The organism is Nitrospirillum iridis (assembly GCF_014205765.1).
Taxonomy (GTDB): domain Bacteria; phylum Pseudomonadota; class Alphaproteobacteria; order Azospirillales; family Azospirillaceae; genus Nitrospirillum; species Nitrospirillum iridis.
The window spans coordinates 1-18,289 of sequence record NZ_JACIIZ010000019.1; the positions used below are offsets into that span (position 1 = coordinate 1).

General features: G+C 66.1%; 17 protein-coding genes. 5 read left to right on the top strand and 12 right to left on the bottom strand.

Annotated features, from left to right (window positions below; translation table 11 throughout):
* Nucleotides 1–211 precede the first annotated feature (211 nt).
* From FHS74_RS26040 to FHS74_RS26050, 3 genes are all read right to left on the bottom strand, one after another.
* Complete coding sequence (locus FHS74_RS26040) at nt 212–1,720, bottom strand: GxGYxYP domain-containing protein (protein WP_184807186.1); 1,509 nt, start codon at nt 1,718–1,720, stop codon at nt 212–214.
* A gap of 87 nt (nt 1,721–1,807) precedes the next feature.
* Entirely contained in the window at nt 1,808–2,269 is a 462-nt protein-coding gene (locus tag FHS74_RS26045; RefSeq protein WP_184807187.1) for a hypothetical protein, read from the bottom strand.
* Nucleotides 2,270–2,530: 261 nt separating this feature from the next.
* Nucleotides 2,531–2,899: a darcynin family protein gene (locus tag FHS74_RS26050; RefSeq protein ID WP_184807188.1), complete on the bottom strand. Its 369-nt coding sequence runs from the start codon at nt 2,897–2,899 to the stop codon at nt 2,531–2,533.
* Nucleotides 2,900–2,975: 76 nt separating this feature from the next.
* Here FHS74_RS26050 and FHS74_RS26055 point away from each other — a divergent pair, with 76 nt between their 5' ends.
* Nucleotides 2,976–3,578, top strand: a complete 603-nt coding sequence (locus tag FHS74_RS26055; RefSeq protein WP_184807189.1) for a TetR/AcrR family transcriptional regulator — start codon at nt 2,976–2,978, stop codon at nt 3,576–3,578.
* A gap of 6 nt (nt 3,579–3,584) precedes the next feature.
* Here FHS74_RS26055 and FHS74_RS26060 read toward each other — a convergent pair whose 3' ends face one another.
* Both FHS74_RS26060 and FHS74_RS26065 read right to left on the bottom strand, forming a co-directional pair.
* The gene (locus FHS74_RS26060; RefSeq protein WP_184807190.1) at nt 3,585–5,174 is read right to left on the bottom strand and encodes a tryptophan halogenase family protein; all 1,590 of its coding nucleotides are present in this window, start codon (nt 5,172–5,174) and stop codon (nt 3,585–3,587) included.
* Nucleotides 5,175–5,178: 4 nt separating this feature from the next.
* Nucleotides 5,179–6,546 (bottom strand): cation:proton antiporter, encoded by a 1,368-nt coding sequence (locus FHS74_RS26065; protein ID WP_184807191.1) that lies wholly within the window; start codon nt 6,544–6,546, stop codon nt 5,179–5,181.
* 133 nt (nt 6,547–6,679) lie between these two features.
* On the opposite strand from FHS74_RS26065, the gene FHS74_RS26070 reads away from it, so the two are divergent.
* Together FHS74_RS26070 and FHS74_RS26075 are read left to right on the top strand one after the other, a co-directional pair.
* Nucleotides 6,680–6,901 (top strand): type II toxin-antitoxin system Phd/YefM family antitoxin, encoded by a 222-nt coding sequence (locus FHS74_RS26070; RefSeq protein ID WP_184807192.1) that lies wholly within the window; start codon nt 6,680–6,682, stop codon nt 6,899–6,901.
* Between the two features lie 26 nt (nt 6,902–6,927).
* Nucleotides 6,928–7,425 carry a PIN domain-containing protein gene (locus FHS74_RS26075; protein WP_184807193.1) on the top strand — a complete coding sequence of 166 codons (498 nt, stop codon included), beginning with the start codon at nt 6,928–6,930 and terminating at the stop codon, nt 7,423–7,425.
* Between the two features lie 13 nt (nt 7,426–7,438).
* On the opposite strand, the gene FHS74_RS26080 is transcribed toward FHS74_RS26075, so the two are convergent.
* The 4 genes from FHS74_RS26080 to hflK form a co-directional block, all read right to left on the bottom strand.
* Entirely contained in the window at nt 7,439–9,025 is a 1,587-nt protein-coding gene (locus FHS74_RS26080; protein ID WP_343067040.1) for a DegQ family serine endoprotease, read from the bottom strand.
* 165 nt (nt 9,026–9,190) lie between these two features.
* Entirely contained in the window at nt 9,191–9,376 is a 186-nt protein-coding gene (locus FHS74_RS26085) for a DUF2065 domain-containing protein (RefSeq protein WP_184807194.1), read from the bottom strand.
* A gap of 38 nt (nt 9,377–9,414) precedes the next feature.
* Nucleotides 9,415–10,293: a protease modulator HflC gene (gene hflC, locus FHS74_RS26090; RefSeq protein WP_184807195.1), complete on the bottom strand. Its 879-nt coding sequence runs from the start codon at nt 10,291–10,293 to the stop codon at nt 9,415–9,417.
* Between the two features lie 15 nt (nt 10,294–10,308).
* Nucleotides 10,309–11,640 carry an FtsH protease activity modulator HflK gene (gene hflK, locus FHS74_RS26095; protein ID WP_246463378.1) on the bottom strand — a complete coding sequence of 444 codons (1,332 nt, stop codon included), beginning with the start codon at nt 11,638–11,640 and terminating at the stop codon, nt 10,309–10,311.
* A 215-nt stretch (nt 11,641–11,855) separates the two neighbouring features.
* Here hflK and apbC point away from each other — a divergent pair, with 215 nt between their 5' ends.
* Together apbC and FHS74_RS26105 are read left to right on the top strand one after the other, a co-directional pair.
* Complete coding sequence (gene apbC / locus FHS74_RS26100; RefSeq protein WP_184807270.1) at nt 11,856–12,968, top strand: iron-sulfur cluster carrier protein ApbC; 1,113 nt, start codon at nt 11,856–11,858, stop codon at nt 12,966–12,968.
* Between the two features lie 305 nt (nt 12,969–13,273).
* Nucleotides 13,274–13,438, top strand: coding sequence for a hypothetical protein (locus FHS74_RS26105; protein ID WP_184807196.1), 165 nt, complete (start codon nt 13,274–13,276; stop codon nt 13,436–13,438).
* A gap of 226 nt (nt 13,439–13,664) precedes the next feature.
* Here FHS74_RS26105 and FHS74_RS26110 read toward each other — a convergent pair whose 3' ends face one another.
* The 3 genes from FHS74_RS26110 to pgi form a co-directional block, all read right to left on the bottom strand.
* Nucleotides 13,665–14,330, bottom strand: a complete 666-nt coding sequence (locus tag FHS74_RS26110; protein WP_184807197.1) for a glutathione S-transferase — start codon at nt 14,328–14,330, stop codon at nt 13,665–13,667.
* A gap of 146 nt (nt 14,331–14,476) precedes the next feature.
* A complete protein-coding gene (gene mutL, locus FHS74_RS26115; protein WP_184807198.1) occupies nt 14,477–16,438 on the bottom strand; it encodes a DNA mismatch repair endonuclease MutL in 1,962 nt (653 codons plus the stop codon).
* 69 nt (nt 16,439–16,507) lie between these two features.
* Complete coding sequence (pgi, locus tag FHS74_RS26120) at nt 16,508–18,190, bottom strand: glucose-6-phosphate isomerase (RefSeq protein WP_184807199.1); 1,683 nt, start codon at nt 18,188–18,190, stop codon at nt 16,508–16,510.
* Between the last annotated feature and the right edge of the window lie 99 nt (nt 18,191–18,289).

Here is an 18,289-nt window from a genome sequence, read left to right on the forward strand (position 1 = left end):
ACAGAAGGAGGCACCCGAAACCAACCTCAAACCCGCCGCCTGATAACCTCACATGAGGGGGCGACTGTCAGGGGATAACCATCTCTGTACAAGCTATCAGAGTAGGAAGCGATCATGATTTATCGCCTCCTACTCCGAGGCCGGCCCTGAGTTCGAACCTATCGAACCCAAAGGTGTTTCACACCCGGGCGCCCAAATAGGCGCTTGGAGTTTAAGAATGGCTTTCCGCCATGGAAAACAAGACTGATGGGAGAACAAATTCCACATTCTTATCTTTCAAGGCGTCATACAGTCCGTTCATAAGAGCCCATGGATCGTTGTCACCATTACTCCCCCAGGCATTGACATAGACCATATAGAATGGCGGACTGGGCGGATTGCCCAAAATCTTCTTGGCAACGACATTGACGTCGCCGTCTAGGTTTATATTCATGGGGATGACAGTCTTATTGTTATATTTATTGAGCGCCGTACTATTGGGAACCACCCAAGGCGTATACGACACATACATAACGCCGCTTACGGCATCCTGATCCGCATACCCCTGCAAGTATTCTGAGTTTGGATATTGGTTTCCAAAAACAGACACCAAGTTGATGTTGGCATCGCTCATCAATTTCCCCGTCAAACTCAGAAACGATACGAAATTATCGCTCTGGGCTATGTTGTCGAATACATAACCAATGCCGGAAGGGCCGCATATAATTTCATCATTTTCCGTCTTCGTGCCGATATAGTAATTCCAAATGACCGGCGCCAAATTATAAAGCGACGGCGAGAATGTCCACCCTACGGGTAACGTGCCACGGCTGGAATTACCCCACCAGTTACTGCAATTTCCCCGATTCAACAACCACTGAAGATTGTCACCATCAGACATCATGAAGGCGACATAGACTTTCTTCTTTGGCTGGGCGCGGCCAGCTGGGAAGCTGCTCACCGCCGCAGGGACCGATGTGGGGGAAACGTCCAGACCATTGAACACAGTCAGATTGAAAGCGGCATCTGCCGCCACGTAGTAGTCGCCGGCCTTGCCAACATCCGTGATAAAGGCTTTCTCGCCGAATTGGTCAGTGGGACCCCAGCCATAAATAGGCGCCGGCGCCTCTAACAGGGTCAGGATGCTGGCGCGCTGGGTAGCGCCATAGATAACGACGGCCTGATTGGCGACAGCGTAATCTCTTGGTCCCCAAAAAATATTAGGATTCAGCTCGACCGCCATGGATTTGCTGATACTATCACTATATTTTTTAAGAAATTTATCAAATTTCCACTTCGTTACGTCCTCTGCCATGTTGAATTTCAGAGATTCAACTCTATCTTTCAGAGAAACATCCACCGGAATCGCCCCCAAGATTCCAGACAAGGATGTCGCGATATTCACAGAGTCTCCGTTATTCTCAATATCGCATAATATATAATGATTTATGTTTTTGTAGCTCGTAAGAAGCTTCCAGTAATCTTCGACAGATTCTTGTTTTATATCAATCTTCTGTAACCAGAAGTCGGCCGCCAAAGGTTCGAAAGACAGGTCATTAAAATTGTTGGACACGCAGTAAATCGCTTTGGGGCCTCGGCTAGCCAACCCTTGCAGCGCCGAGAACAACAATTTCTCGGCGCTCGTCATGGCGTTATAGACCGCGTTCGGAATGACGTGAAGTAAAGAGAAGGTCATTATCGGCTCCATCCCGCCAGTACCGTCGCCGGCGTGGCGCTGCACCAGAAAGAAGTTCAGCCCCGCATTCGATACAGGTGCTGATCAGACTGATGGGAGCGGCGTGCACATGCCCGCCGCTCCCTACCCCGGTTACGGGGTCAGCGCGTTGCCGACACCGGTGGCCTGATTCAGCATCGACTCCTGCTTGCACTGGTAGCCGGGGCCCTTCTGGGCGAGAGCGTTCTTGCCGATGATATAAGCGATATCCCACTCGCCCATCTTGTTGGCCTTGCACATGGCCAGGGCTTCCTCCGGCGTGGCCAGCTTCACGACGGCGCCGTCAGCGGTGATCGCGTTACCGACGCCACTGGCCTGAGCCGGCGCCGACTCCTGCGCGCATTGGTGGCCGGGGCCCTTCTGGACGAGGCCGTTCTTGCCGATGACATAGGCGATGTCCCATTCGCCCATCTTGTTGGCCTTACAGATGGCCAGAGCTTGCTCCGGCGTGGCCAGCTTAACCTCCCCGGCGGAAGCGACGGAGGGAACCAAGGCGCAAATGGCCAGGGCGAAGATGCCGGAAACGGTGAACTGTGCTTTACTGCTGAGCGTCATGATAATCCCCATTGGTCTAGTTGTGCTTTCGGCCTCCGAACGCCGGGATAAGCCGGGCCGTTACCCTGGCCTTGAGGCTGGGGCTCCGGGTTGGACACCCCAGCCAAAGACCAATCAGCAGTTTCCGTGCCAACTACATTTTCAATGATTCATGGTCATTTATGGGGATGACCTTCGCGTCCGCAGCGGTTTCGGACACGTCGGACGTGGTGGACACGGTTCAAGGACGCCGCACGTTACATCCGTAGCGGAGCGGTACCGTCACGCCGCCAGCGGTGCCCGGCCGTAGTTCTTGGCGTAGGCGTTCTCCACGCCCGCCAGGATGTCGACGATCTGGAAATAGCGGTCCCAGAATGGGGTTTCGCGCAGCGCCTCCACCAGCAACTGGTAGGATTCATGGCTGCGCGCGTCCCAGATCCATATGTCGGTGACGTTGGTTGAGTAGAACTCCACGTCATAGAAGCGCATACGCGCCTCCCCCTTGAACCGGGTCACGATGGGCTGAAGGTACTGGCTCAGTTCCTGGAAACGCTGGTCGATCGGCATGCCCAGCCACTCGGGCATGGTCTTCACCAGCATGAAGACGGTGATGGCGGGCTCAAAGTTCCCAACGTTGGCGTCAGCACTCATTTTTCTTTGTCCTTGCAATGGGTTGCGATGGCGCCAGTATGCGGGGACCGGTCCCTTTCCCCTACTCGCGTACCCCATGGCCAAGACACCCGACCTGAACCCCCGGAAATCGCCCCGGCAAGCGCGGGCGGCGGAGACGGTGCGCATCATCCTGGAGGCGGCTGCTCGCATTCTGGAGGCGCGTGGACTGGATGGATTCAACACCAACGCGGTGGCGGAGCGGGCGGGCGTCAGCATCGGCTCGCTCTACCAGTACTTCCCCGGCAAGGACGCGCTGACCGCCGCCCTGATCCGCGCGGACGGGGAGGTGCTGCTGCGGGAAATGGCCGCCGCCGCGATCCTGCCCCAGATCCGGGCCGCCCTGTCCGGCATGATCGCCGCCGCCGTGGGCCACCAGCTGCGCCGCCCCGTCCTGGCCCGCCTGCTGGATATCCAGGAAAATCGCCTGCCGCTGGGCGAGGCGCAGGAGGAGAAGGCGGGGGAGCTGCAATCCCTGCTGGCCCAGGTGCTGGCCCGCGTGGACCCGCCGGCGGGCCTGCCCGTGGAAACCGCCGCGGCCGACATTTTCGCCATCGTGCGGGGGATGATCGACCATGCCGGCGAGCGACAGGAATTGGACGCGCCCGCCCTGCAAGCCCGGGTGGAACGCGCCGTGTTCGGGTATCTGGGCTTGACCTGAGAAGACTCAGGCGCCGACCTTGTCCAGGGGCGGGGCGCCCAGGGGCGGGGCGTCCGCAACGCCCGGTTTGTTGATTTGCCGGATCAGCGCCCGGTGCGCCGGCAGGTCGCGGGTGGCATGGTCGCCATAGGACTGGATGCGGGCGAACATCTTGCGCGCGGTGTCGCCGTGGGGATAGGCGCCGCGGGCGGCCGACAGGTCGGTATCGAAGCCCATGCCGTACAGGATGTACTGGTAATTGAAGAAGGCGAAGGCCTCCAGATCCAGCGCGAAGTCGAAACGGCTGGGCGGACGCACCCGCCACTGCTCCAACAGATCCCGCAAGGGAGCGGGTATGGACTCCGGCGTGCGGTTGTCACGCCAGAACGGCTCCTCCCGCCGGCTGAGGCAGTAGTGCAGCTTCAGGAAGTTGACGATGTTCTCGAAGCGCCGGGTCATCAGCTCGTTGAAACGGGCGGCCGGCGCGTCCCAGCGGCCGTCGTGGGGGAACAGCTCCGCCAGCATGCCGACCGCGACCTCAATCAGCACCACGCTGGTGGATTCCAGCGGCTCCAGGAAGCCGCCGGCCAGGCCGATGGCGACGCAATTCTTCACCCACGGCGTCTCGCGATAGCCTGAATCGAAGGCGATCTTGCGCAAGGCCGGCGGCTCGACCCCCGGGCCGAGATAGGCCCGCACCGTCTCTTCCGCCTGCGCGTCCGAGATGTGGTCGCTGGAATAGACGCAGCCGACGCCGCGCGCGCTGGTCAGGCCGATGTCCCAGGTCCAGCCGCCGGCGTGCGCCGTCGCCACGGTGCAGCTTTCCAGCGGCGCGTCCGGCGCGTCATAGGGCATCTTGCAGGTCAGGGCCCGGTCGGCGAACAGGATGGGCCGCACCGACTTCTGCGGCACGCCCAGGGCCCGGCCGATCAGCTCGGCGCGAAAGCCGCTGCAATCGACGTAGAAATCGGCCGCGAGGGCGCCCTGCTCCCGCGTCGTGACCTGGGCGATGGCGCCATCCTCGGCCAGGGCCACGCCCATCACCGTGCCGGACAAGTGCCGCACCCCCAGCTCGACGGCCCGGCGCGCCAGGACCCGGGCGCCCTTGGCGGCGTCGAAGTGATAAGCGTAGTTCAGGGGCGCCTCGAAATCACCCTCATGCCCGCGCTTGGGCGCCCGCAGGGCATCGGCCACCTGCTGCTGGAAGGTCATGGCCTGGGCGAAGGGCAGGCGCCGGTCCTTGTCCTGCAACAGCCAATAGGGCACCAGGCCCGTGCCCTCCGCCGGGAAGGGCGCCTCGAAGGGATGGAAGAAACTGTCGTGACCGCCATCGGCGGTGGCCCCGGTCACCCAGTCGGTGAAGCGGATGCCCTGCTTGAAGGTGGCCGCGGTCTCCCGCATGAACTCGGCCTCGTTCAGGCCCAGGAACTTCAAGGTTGTGCGGATGGTGGGGAAGGTTCCCTCCCCCACCCCGATGATGCCGATGTCTGGCGATTCCAGCAAGGTGATGCCGATCGGGCCGTCCTTGCTCACGCCCAGATACTTGGCCAGATAGGCGGCGGCCAGCCAACCGGCCGTGCCGCCGCCTAGGATCAGGATGGTCCGCTTGCAGGTCATAAGGTCAGCTCAGGGCTTGCTCCGGTACCGCCCCCAGCTCACCACTCAGCCGGGCCTTGCGGCCATAGACCAGTTCGAACAGCGGGGACGCCATCATAGTGGTGACGATGGCCATCAGCACCAGCATAGAGAACAGCGTCGGGCCGATGATGCCCTTTTGCAGCCCGATGTTGATGATGATCAGTTCCATCAGCCCGCGTGAGTTCATCAGGGCGCCAATGCCCAGCGCGGTGCTGTTGTCCTCGCCACACAGCCGGGCCGCCGCGTAGCAGGCCACCCCCTTGGCGATGATGGAGGCCAGCAGCACGCCCAGCGCCATCATCAGCAGCGGCAGGGAGTTCACCATGTCCATGCGGGTGTTGAGGCCGGAGTAGGTGAAGAACATGGGCAGCAGCAGCACCACGGCCACCGGCTCGACCTTCTTCTTCAGCTCCTCCGCGAATTTGCCGCGCGGCATGGCCGTGCCGACGATGAAGCCGCCGAAGATGGCGTGGATGCCCACCGCGTCCATGATGAAGGCGGACAGGCAGAACACCGCGAGCGTGATGGCCAACACGGTGTGGGTCATCTCACCCCGCCGTTCCACCGCGCGGCCCAGCGGCGCCAGCAGGCGGCGGCCGAACAGGATGACGAACAAGGCGAAGGCGAGGCCGCCGCCGATGGCAAGGACGGCAATGCCCGGACCGGCGCCGAACACCGCCAGCACCACGGCCAACACGCACCAGGAGGCGGCGTCGTCGAACGCCCCGGCCGTCAGAGACAGGGTCCCCAGGGCGGAATTGCTCAAACCCCGCTCGTTGATGATGCGCGCCAGCATGGGGAAGGCGGTCAGCGCGATGCAGGCGCCCAGGAACAGCGTGGCCTGGGTCTGGGGCAGGCCCGGCGCGAACAGGCCTGGCACGCCCAACAGCATGGGGGTGATCACCACCGCCACCAGGAAGGGCGCGGCGATGCCGGACAGGGACACGGCGAAGGCGCTTCTGCCGTTGGTGCGGAAGTGATCGCCCCGGAAACTGGTGCCGACCAGGAACATGTAGAGGCCGACACCGAACTGGGCGCCGACGTAGAGGACGTTCTTGGTCTCCTTGGGAAACAACTCGGCAGCCAGTCCGGGGAACAGCAGGCCCAGCAGGGATGGGCCCAGGACCACGCCGGCGATCATCTCACCCACCACCTGGGGCTGCGCCAGCAGCTTCTGTCCCAGCCAGCCAACGACGCGGCAGGTCAGGATGATGGCGGTCAATTGCAGGAAAAAGTGGACGCTGTAGTCCGTCGGCGTCATGGCCCCGTTGGGTCCATGCGGCGACAGCATGCGCGCCGCCGTGTCGATGGTGTTTTGCACCGTGTCGGCTGAAAGGAATTCCGATGGCATGGACGCGATCCCACCCTGTTTTCATATTCGTTCTTGGTACCGATACCACGCTTATTGGGCGGGCTTTGCCGGTTGTCAAAGCCAAAAGATCGTAGGAATGTAGCAACATTGGCGACGGCGGAAATGTAGCAACATGACCACAATGAGCAGTCGGGATTTCAACCAGGACGTGGGCGGGGCCAAGCGCGCCGCCGTGGCCGAACCGGTGTTCATCACCGACCGGGGCAAGCCCACCCATGTCCTGATGAGCTTCGACACCTTCCTGCAGCTGACAGGCGACGGCCAGACCATCGTCGACCTTCTGGCCATGCCGGAAGACGTGCCGTTGGAAAAGAGCCGGCTGGATCTGGGCTGAGGCCCCTAGGTGGAGGAGAGAGGCTGATGTTCCTGCTCGACACCCCCGTGGTCCTGGAATTGCGCCGGGGCAAATCCGACCAGGCCGACGCGGGCGTACGAAGCTGGGCCGCCGGCACGCCGCGCCAGCAGCTGTTCCTGTCGGCGCTGACGCTGATCGAGATCGAGGAGTCGGTGGCCCGGGCCGAGCGCGCGGACAAGGCCGGGGGGGCGGCGCTGCGCTCCTGGCTGGATGACCGGGTGATGACGGCGTTCGAGGGCCGCATCCTGGCCGTTGACGCCGCCGTGGCGCGCAAGCGGCCGGCCGTGGCGCTGGCCAACAACCGCGACGCGCTGGTGGCCGCCACCGCCCTGGTCCACGGCCTGACCCTGGTGACGCCCAACCTGGCCGCCTATCGCGCCGGCCGCCTGAAGGTGTTCAACCCCTGGGGCTACACCCCCGACGCGGAGGAGGACATCGCCGACTGGCGCCAGGCGGCCAAGACCAGCCCGGTGTGGCTGAAGAACCTGTTCCTGAGGTTTTGAGGCCCAGAGGGCCTCACTCCAGCGGCAGGGCCACGAACAGCAGGTCGCCGGCGCGTTCCACCAGCAGCAGCACGGCCTTCTGGCCATTCTCCCTGGCCTTGGCCACGCGCGTCGCCACGTCGGCGGGCGTGCCCACCTCTTCCTGCCCGACCTCGACGATCAGGTCGCCGGCCTTGATCTCCCGCCGGGCGGCGGGGCTGTCGGGGGCGACGCGGACCACGGCCACGCCCTGGGCGTCCTCGCGCAAGCTGAACTTCTGGCGGATCTTGGGGGTCAGGGCATCCAGCGTCAGGCCGACGCCGTCGATGGTGCCTTCGGCGTCCGAAGCGGTGGCGCCGGTGGCGGTCGCGGCGGCGGCCTCGACATCCTCCTTCAACTCGCCCAGCGACACCGTCACATTCATGCGGCTGCCCTTGCGAACCACCACCAGGGCGGATTTATGGCCCACCGGCTCCTCCGCCACGATGCGGGGCAGGATGCGGCCGTTGGTGACGTCCTTGCCGTCGATGCTGACGATGACGTCGCCCTGGCGCAGGCCGGCCTGCTCGCCGGGACCACCGGGGCTGACCACCGCGACCAAGGCGCCCCGCGACTGCTTCAGGTTCAGGGTTTCGGCGATGTCGGGCGTCACATCCTGGATTTGCACGCCCAGCCAGCCGCGCCGCACCTTGCCGGTGTCCCGCAACTGCTGCACCACGTTCTTGATCACCACCGACGGAATGGCGAAGCCGATACCGACGGACCCCGCCTCGCCCTCGCTGGCCTGGGGCGAGAAGATGGCGGTGTTCATGCCGATGACCTCGCCATTGAGGTTGATCAGCGGCCCGCCGGAGTTGCCGAGGTTGATGGAGGCGTCGGTCTGCAGGAAATCGTCGTACTTGCCGGCGCCAATGTCACGGCCGCGGGCGGAGATGATGCCCGCCGTCACCGTGCCACCCAGGCCGAAGGGGTTGCCGATGGCGACCACCCAGTCACCCACCTTCACGATGTCGCTGTTGCCCAACACCATCGCCGGCAGCTTGGACGATGGCTCCACCTTCAGCAGGGCGATGTCGGTGGCCTTGTCGGTGCCGACCAGCGTCGCCTTCAGCTGGGTGTCGTCCTGCAGGCGCACGGTGATCTCGTCCGCCCCCTCGATGACGTGGTTGTTGGTGACCACGTAGCCGGCGGCGTCGATGATGAAGCCGGACCCCAGCGAGGTGGCGCCGCCCTTGTCACCGCCACCCTTGCCGCCATCGGGATCGCTTTCCTTCTGCCGCTGCTGGTAGTCGCGGAAGAAGTCGCCGAAGGGGGAGCCGGGCGGGAACTCGGGCATGGGCAGTTGGCCCTGCTTCTTGTTCTTCACCGTCTGGCTGGTGGAGATGTTCACCACCGCCGGCAGCATCTTTTCCACCAGCGGGGCGAAGCTATGGGGCGGCGGTTCCGCCTTGGCGGAGCTGGGATCGCCACAGGCCGTGGGCAGCAGCAGCACGCTCAGGACCATCAGCGACCGGCGCAGGGCCGAGAACGGCCGGCGCCGGGCCGGGCCCCGCTTCTCCGGGCCCCGATTTTCCGGGAAAGACACCGTCTGGGTAGGCACGGGGAAGGCGGGAGACGTCACTGTAGGGCCACTCCTGGCAGGGGGACGTCCAACACATGGCGTCCGCCCGTCATCATTCCATTTACCCACTATAGGGGGGTGATGTCGCGCCTGTTAAGGGGGATGGCTCGTGATATCGCAAGGGGATAAGAGGGCACCCCCGCCAGGCGCCCCCGATTTCGCCCCTTAGCGGCGCGCCAGCCACACCAGGACCACGCCGATGCAGGCCCCCGCCAGCCCCGCCCAGCGCAGGCGTTCCGGCGGCGTCTCCGCCATACGGCCGGCCAGCCGGCGCATGGCCACGGGCATGAGGGCGTAACACACGCCCTCCAGCACCAGGGCCAGGGCGGCCCCCGTCCATAAGTCGTTCAAACTGCTGAACTCCCTCCCGATAGCACCTGAACCGGCCCTTACCTGTCGACGCGCTTGCGATCACCGGCCCCCAGATACTTGAAGAAGTCGGCGCCGGGTGACAGCACCATGGTGGTGTCCTCGGGCTTCAAGGTCTCGCGATAGGCCTGGAGACTACGGTAGTAGCTGTAGAATTCGGGGTTGCGGCTGATCGCCTCATTCATGATGCGAATCGCCTGGTTGTCGCCTTCGCCCCGGGTGTACTGCGCCTGGCGCTGGGCCTCGGCCAACAGCACGGTGCGATCCCGGTCGGCGCGGCTCTTGATCTGCTGCGACAGTTCCTGGCCCTGGGCGCGGGCCTCCGCCGCCTCGCGCTCACGTTCCGAGCGCATGCGGGCGAACACCGCCTGGCTGGTCTGTTCCGGCAGGTCGGCCCGGCGCAGGCGCACGTCCACGATCTCGATGCCCAGGCGCAGCGCCTCCTGATTCACCTGCCCCTTGATGTCGGACATCACCTTCTCACGGTCCTGCGACAGCACGGCCGGCAGGTTGACGTTGCCCAGCACCCGGCGCATGGCCGAGTTCACGATCACGGCCAGGCGCTGGCGCGCCTGCTGCTCGTTGCCCAGGGTCTGGAAGAACATCAGCGGGTCGGCGATGCGGTACCGGGCGTAGGCGTCGACCTGCAGCCGCTTCTGGTCGGCCAGGATGGCGCTTTCCACCGGCGGGTCGATGTCCAGCACCCGGCGGTCCAGCACCACCACGTTCTGCACGAAGGGGATCTTGGTCCACAGGCCCGGCTCGCGGATGACGCGCTTGGGCTCACCGAACTGCAGCACCAGCGCCTGTTGCGTCTGATCCAGGGTAAAGAAGCTGCCCTGCAGCAGGATGGCGGCCAGCACCAGGATGCCGAGGGGAACGAACCAGCGTTTTTCCATGGGGTCGGCCCTCCCTTACTGGCCGGCCGCGGCCGGGCTGCCCTGGGGCGGCGCGGCGGGCGGGGTGGCGGAATGCGGTTTCAGCATGTCGTTCAGGGGCAGGTAGGGCACGGCGCCGCCACCGGCCTTGTCGTCCAGCAGAACCTTGCGGGTGCCCTTCAGGACCTGCTCCATGGTTTCGATATACAGGCGCCGGCTGGCGGCGTCGGGGGCCTGGGAATACGCGTCCAGCACCTGCTGGAAGCGCTTGGCGTCGCCCTGGGCCAGGTCCACCACCTGGTCGCGGTAGGCCTGCGCCTCCTGATTCAGACGCTCGGCGTCGCCGCGGGCGCGGGGGATGATGTCGTTGCGGTAGGTTTCCGCCTCGTTGCGCAGGCGCTCCCTGTCCTGGCGGGCGCGCTGCACGTCGTTGAAGGCCTCCACCACCGCCGGCGGCGGCTCCACCCGCTGCAACTGGACCTGGGTGATCTCGATGCCGGCCTGGTACTGGTCCAGGATGGTTTGCAGCAGCTGACGGCTGTCGCTCTCGACACGCTGGCGGGCGTCGGTCAGCGCCTGCTGGATGTCCGTCCGGCCGATGACCTCGCGCATGGCGCTTTCCGCCACCTTCTTCACCGTTTCCGCCGGCTCGCGGATATTGAAAAGGAACTTGCCCGGGTCCTTGATGACCCAGAACACGGTGAAGTCGATGTCGACGATGTTCTCGTCGCCCGTCAGCATGGTGCTCTCGTCGGCGACATCGCGGTCGCTGACGCTGCGCCGGCCGTCGCCCTGGCTGCGATAGCCGATCTCGATGCGGTTGACGTTGGTGACCTGGGGCAGCAGCACATGTTCGATGGGCGCCGGCAGGTGATAGCGCAGACCCGGCTGTTCCACCCGCACCGGCCGGCCGAAGCGCATGACCACGCCCTGCTCGTTCGCCGCCACGCGGTAGAGGCCGGTCGCCAGCCACAACGCCGCCACCGCCGCCACGCCGACGCCGATGACCCGGCCGGTGGTCCAGCCGTTCAGGCCGAAGGGCGCACCCGGGCCCGAGGGACCGCGCCGCGGACCGCCGGCGCCCGGCCCACCGCCGTTGCCGCCCAGCAGAACGCGCAACCGCTCGCCACCCTGGCGCACGGCATCCTCAAGACCTGGCTGGCGCGGGCCGGAACCCGACGGCTTACCCTTGGGCGGGGAGGAGGACGCGGAGGGGCCGTTGCCCGTCCCACCGGGGCTGGGGCCCCAAGGGTTGTGGGGCGGCGGGGTGCCAGCGCCCGTGTCGGGCTTGTCCTTGCCGGTGGATTTGTCCGGATCGTCCCCGGACCCGCCGTTCCCGCCGTTCGACCCTTGATTCGACCAGGGCATGTTCGTCTTTCCTGTCCTGGAGATTTGAGCGCCGCACCCCATATGGGGGGCACCCGGACAGGGGGCATCGGTGGCCGATGGTCGCCGATGGCGGCCATCTCTCCCCCGGGCTTCCCCCCATTTCGGCGGCACCGTATATAGTCGGACGTTCGCAGGGAAGCCCGACACGGGCGATATGACCCCCCGCCCCCCACTTTACAAGATGAAGGCGTTTGATCATGGCGGTTACCGAGTCCCAGGTGTTGGAAGCCCTACGGCAGGTGGCCGATCCCGACCGCGGGGCCGACATCGTCAGCCTGAAGATGGTGTCCGGCGTGGCCGTCAAGGACGGCCACGTCCACTTCACGCTGGAGGTCGATCCCCAGCGCGGCGCGGCGCTGGAGCCCTTGCGCCAGGCGGCGGAGAAGGCGGTGGACCGCCTGGCCGGCGTGCTGTCGGTCACGGCGGTGCTGACCGCCCACCGCCCCCCGCCCAAGGCCGTCAGCGGCCAGGGCGGCACCGGCGCGCCCGGGGCCGGCAAGCCGGCCAAGGCCGGCGTGCCCGGCGTGGCCGCCATCATCGCCGTGGCGTCGGGCAAGGGCGGCGTGGGCAAGTCCACGACATCCGCCAACCTGGCGCTGGCCCTGGCCGCCAACGGCCTGACGGTGGGCCTGCTGGACGCCGACATCTACGGCCCGTCCATGCCCCGCATGATGGGCCTGAGCGGCAAGCCCGACAGCGCCGACGGCAAGCGCCTCGATCCGCTGGTCAACTACGGTATCAAGGTCATGTCCATGGGCTTCCTGGTGGCCGAGGACACGCCCATGATCTGGCGCGGCCCCATGGTGATGAGCGCCCTGACCCAGATGCTGCGCGACGTCAACTGGGGCACCCTGGACGTGCTGGTGGTCGACATGCCGCCCGGTACCGGCGACGCCCAGCTGACCATGGCGCAGAGCGTGCCGCTGGCCGGCGCCGTCATCGTCTCCACCCCGCAGGACATCGCCCTGCTGGATGCGCGCAAGGGCCTGAACATGTTCCGCCGGGTGGACGTGCCCGTGTTGGGCATCATCGAGAACATGAGCTATTTCTGCTGCCCCAACTGCGGCCACCGCAGCGATATCTTCAGCCACGGCGGCGCCAGGGCCGAGGCGGAGAAACTGGGCATCGACTTCCTGGGCGAGGTGCCGCTGGACATCGCCATCCGCGAGACCAGCGACGCCGGCACACCCATCACCGTCACCCAGCCGGACGGCGTCCACGCCCAGACTTACCGCGCCATCGCCGCCCGCGTGGCGGAAAAAATCAAGGCCGGCGGACGGACCGCCCCCCGCTTCGTGATCGAATAAATCTATCGCCCCATAGATAAGGCATTGGAAAGACAGCGGGACGCGGCCGCAGCATCCCGTCGGAAGGCGAAAACGACGTTCTGTTGCGTCAATTCCGTGTCCGCTGTTTTTTCCTTTCCAATGCCAGGCCTCCATGATACATAAAGTTCCGTTTAGCGCATCTTGAGTGAAAGATCATGCATCGGGTTGATACGGTTCAGGTTGCATATGCGTTCCGGGATGGGGCTCATTCCTTCCAGGTTGAGAATCCCGCCACGGGGGCCATCGCGGTGGCTCACGGCGTTCCCGAGGTCGCGTACGAGCAAGTGACCCGTACCCTTTCCGAGCGGGCGACCGGCCTGTCCGGCCGCCGGGTGGTGGCGCGTCCCGCCCTGCCCTTCGATGATTTCTTCAACTGGCTGCGCCAGAACCCCATCGCCAGCGTCGCCGGCGCCCCGGTGAAGGTTGAGTTCGCCTGGGAATTGCGCTGATCGGCCTGAAGAGTTCGGGCGGCCCTGACCGGCCGCCCCGGTAGAGAGTGCCGCCTGTAAACCCGGGAAACACCGGGCGGGCGAACAGGGATAGAGGAAACACCAAGCAAGGCGTGGTCCCCAAGGGGCCGAGCGGCGAAACACCCGGAAGGTCATCCTTCCGGGTGTTTTGTTTTGGCATCGGTTCGCCCAGGGTAGAGGTTCGCCCAGGGCGTGGCCCGCTCAGTCAGAGGGGCGTCAAGGGGCCGCCGTGCTCGATCGCCCTCTGATAGGCCGGTCGTGCCCGGATCGTCGCCAGGAACGACAGGACACGGGGATAGCTGTCCGCGATCCCGGAGCGGGCCGCGAACGCCTCCAGCGGATAGCTCATCTGGATATCGGCGGCCGTGAACTCCGCCCCCGCGAACCAGGAACTCCGCGACAATTCCGCCTCCCAATAGTCGGCGTGCAGCTTGAGTTGCGGGTCGACCAGCACACGCTGCGTCGCGGCGGCGATCCCACGCGCGATGGGTCGGATCGGAAAGGGCACGCGGCTGGCAAGCCTGCCGAAGACGAGCTTCAGCAGCAAGGGCGGCATCGCCGAGCCCTCGGCATGATGAAGCCAGTGGGTGTACCGCAGCCGTTCGTCGGTACCGACCGGGGGCACGAGCCGCCCAGCGCCATGCTGGGTGACGATATGGTCGATGATCGCCCCCGATTCGGCGATCACCCGCCCATCATCCAGGATCACCGGCGCCTTCCCCAGCGGGTGCACCTTCCGCAACGCGGGCGGCGCGAGCATCGTCAGGGGGTCCCTTTGGTGAAGGACGACCTGGTAGGGCAGCGCCAGTTCCTCGAGCAGCCAGAGCACACGATGTGACCGCGAATTGTCGAGATGGTGAACCGTGATCATGGGCATGGATCCTTACGACGAGGCAAAGGCCTCGTGTTTACAGCGTAATCATTCTCGCCAATGATTACAACGTAAACATTTCTGGCCACGCTCATCACCATGGCGGGCCGCAGGTGCGCCGCTCCGCTCCGGACCAAGCCAAATCCTCAGCGCCGGCCGAACAGCCGCTCAATGTCCGCCAGCTTCAGTTCCACATAGGTGGGGCGGCCGTGGTTGCACTGGCCACTGTGGGGTGTCGCCTCCATCTCGCGGAGCAGCGCGTCCATCTCCCCCACCGTCAGCACGCGCCCCGCGCGGACGGAGCCGTGGCAGGCCATGGAGGAGCAGACCTCCTCCAGCCTTTCCTTGAGCGCGTGCTGGTCGCCCAATTCCGCCAGCTCATCGGCGATGTCGGTGACCAGGGCCTTGATGTCGGCCTTGGCGCCCAGCAGCGCCGGTATCTCCCGCACCACCACCGCACCGGTACCGAAGGATTCCAGGCACAGGCCCAGCTCCGCCAGCTCGTCGGAGCGCTCGGCCAGGCGGGCGGCGGCCGATTCCTCCAGCTCCACCACCTCGGGGATCAGCAGCATCTGCCGCTTCACCCCCTGGGCCATCATGGACTGCTTGATGCGCTCATAGACCAGGCGCTCATGCGCCGCGTGCTGGTCGACGATGACCATGCCGTCCCGGGTCTGGGAGACGATGTAGGTCTGGTGCACCTGGGCGCGGGCGATGCCCAAGGGGAAGTCGGGCACGTCATTGGCGCCGTTTTGCGCCAAGGCCGCCACCGCCGCCGCCAGGCCCGGGGATATCGGGCCGGGTGCGGCATCGGCGTAAGCCGGCGCCTCCGCCAAAACCGACGGCGCGTGGCCGGGCGCCGCCGGGGCGGCCCCCTCCCCCCTTGGGCCTTCCCAGGCGGCGACCGGCGCCTGGAAGGCGCGCGCGGCCTCAACCTGGCCCGCCGTGGGCCGGGTGATGCCGGGCCACGTGCCGCCCCCGGAATGGGGCTGCGGCTGCCATTGAAAGGCGGTCTGGGGGATGGGCTGGGCGCCATCGGCGCGGAAGCTGGCCAACGCCGCCTGGCCGACGGTGGTCGAGGCCCGGTGGCCGGCGCCGGCCAGGGCGTGCTTGAGCGCCCCCACGATCAGGCCACGCACCAGCCCCTGGTCGCGGAAGCGCACCTCCGTCTTGGCGGGGTGGACGTTGACGTCCACATCCTCGCACGGGATGTCCAGGAACAGGGCCAGCAGGGGGTGGCGGTCGCGGGCCAAGAAATCGGCGTAGGCGCCACGCACGGCGCCCAGCAGCAGCTTGTCGCGCACCGGCCGGCCGTTGACGAACAGGTACTGGCCGGCGGCTGTGTTCTTGTTCAGCGTCGGCAGGCCGATATGGCCATAAAGGCGCACCCCCTCCCGCCGGGCGTCGATGGGCAGGGCGTTCTCCTGGAACTCCCGCCCCATAATGGCGCCGAGGCGGGCCAGCAAGGGATCGTCACCCCCTAAAACACCCGAAGGCAGGGTTGCCGTCTGGGCCGGCAGGCGCAGGGGCGTGCGCCCCTCGTCCGCCACGGTGAAGGCGACCTCGGGATGGGCCATGGCCAAGCGCTGCACCACGTCGACAGCGTGGTCGGTCTCCGTCCGCGTGGTCTTCAGGAACTTCAGCCGCGCCGGGGTGGCGTAGAACAGGTCGCGCACCTCGATTCGGGTGCCGACGGGGTGGGCCGCCGGCACGGGCTGGCCCTTGGCCCCACCCTCCACCGTCAGCGCCCGGGCGCTGTCCGCGCCCGGCTGGCGGCTGGTGATGGTCAGGCGGCTGACGGCGCCGATGGAGGGCAAGGCCTCCCCCCGGAAGCCCAGGGTGTGGATGTTCAGCAGGTCGTCGCCCGGCAGCTTGGAGGTGGCGTGGCGTTCCACCGCCAGCGACAGTTCCTCCGCCGTCATGCCGCCGCCATCGTCCACCACCTGGATCAGGGCCTTGCCGCCGTCGCGCAGGGTGACATCGATGCGGCGGGCACCGGCGTCCAGCGCGTTCTCCACCAGCTCCTTCACGGCGGCGGCGGGCCGTTCCACCACCTCGCCGGCGGCGATGCGGTTGACCAGGGTTTCGGGCAGCAAGCGTATGGGCATGATGGGCCGCAGCCTACCACATCTTGGGGGCGGGGGGCAGCCACCTCACGCCCCCCGCCCCTCTTCCGCTTACTTCAGGCCGGTGCGCACCACCCGGATCAGGCCGGCGGTGGAGCAATCATGGCCGCGCCGGGCGCCCCCTTCCAACTCCGGCAGGATGGCCTTGGCCAGCTGCTTGCCCAGTTCCACGCCCCACTGGTCGAAGGAGTTCAGGTTCCACAGGATGCCCTGGACGAAGATCTTGTGCTCATACAGGGCCACCAGCATGCCCAGGGTGTGGGGGTCCAGCTTCTGGAACAGCAGGGTGTTGGTCGGGCGGTTGCCGGTGAAGACCTTGTGCGGCACCAGGGCCTCAAGCTCCTCCCCATCCAGGCCCTGGGCGGCCAGTTCGGCCCGCGCCTCGTCCTCGGTCTTGCCCAGCAGCAAGGCCTCGGTCTGGGCCAGGAAGTTGGCCAGCAGCAGGGTATGGTGGCGCCCCACCGGGTTGTGCGTCTCGATGGGCGCCAGGAAGTCCGCCGGGATCAGCGGCGTGCCCTGGTGGATCAGCTGATAGAAGGCGTGCTGGCCGTTGGTGCCGGGCTCCCCGAACAGCACCGGACCCGTGGCGTAGTCCACCGGGCGGCCCTCGCGGTCCACGCCCTTGCCGTTGCTCTCCATGTCCGCCTGCTGCAGGTAGGCCGGCAGGCGGGCCAGGTACTGGTCATAGGGCAGCACGGCGTAGGACTGGGCGCCCCAGAAATTCACGTACCACAGGCCGATCAGGCCCAGCAGCACGGGCATGTTGGCATCCAGCGGTGCCGTGCGGAAATGCTCGTCCATCGCATGGGCGCCGGCCAGCAGCTCGGCGAAGCGGTCAGGGCCGATCATCAGCAGGATGGGCAGGCCGATGGCCGACCACAGGCTGTAGCGGCCGCCCACCCAGTCCCAGAAGCCGAACATGTTGTCGGTGTCGATGCCGAAGGCCGCCACCTCCTTGGCGTTGGTCGACACCGCCACGAAGTGCTTGGCCACCGCGTCCGCCGGGGCGCCCTGGGCCAGCAGCCAATCGCGCGCCGTATGCGCGTTGGCCAGCGTCTCCTGGGTGGTGAAGGTCTTGGAGGCGATGATGAACAGCGTCGTCTCCGCATCCACCTTCTTCAGCACCTCGGCGATATGGGTGCCGTCGACGTTGGAGACGAAATGCGCCTGCAGATGGGGATGGTGATAGGGGGTCAGCGCCTGGGTCACCATGACGGGGCCCAGGTCGGAACCGCCGATGCCGATGTTGACGATGTCGGTGATGGGCTGGCCCGTCCAACCGCGCCATTCGCCATCGCGCACCGCCATGGCGAAGGCGCCCATGCGGTCCAGCACGGCGTGCACGTCCGGCACGACGTTGCGCCCGTCAACCAGGACGGTGGCGCCCCTGGGCTGGCGCAGCGCGGTGTGCAGGACGGCGCGCCCCTCCGTCAGGTTGATGGGCGATCCTGCGAACATGCGATCGCGCCAGCCTTCCAGGTCGCGCGCCCGGGCCAGGTCCAGCAACAGGGGCAGGGTCTCATCCGCCAGGCGGTTCTTGGAATAATCCAGCAGCAGCGTGCCCAGCTTCAGGGAGTATTTGTCGAAGCGCTCCGGATCGGCGGCGAACAGGTCGCGCATGTGCGCGCCCTCCAGCGACTGCCGGTGCCGGGCCAGCGCCTCCCAAGCCGGGGTCTGAATCAGGGGCGTCTCCAGGGCGGGGGTGTCCAGGGCGGGCTGCTGCGGGACGGACATCATTCTCTCCTGACCGGTGACCAGGGTGCCGGGATCCCATTATCCCACCCCTGGAAAGCACCAGGGGGTTTAGCACGGCTGATCGTGGTTAAGCAGCGG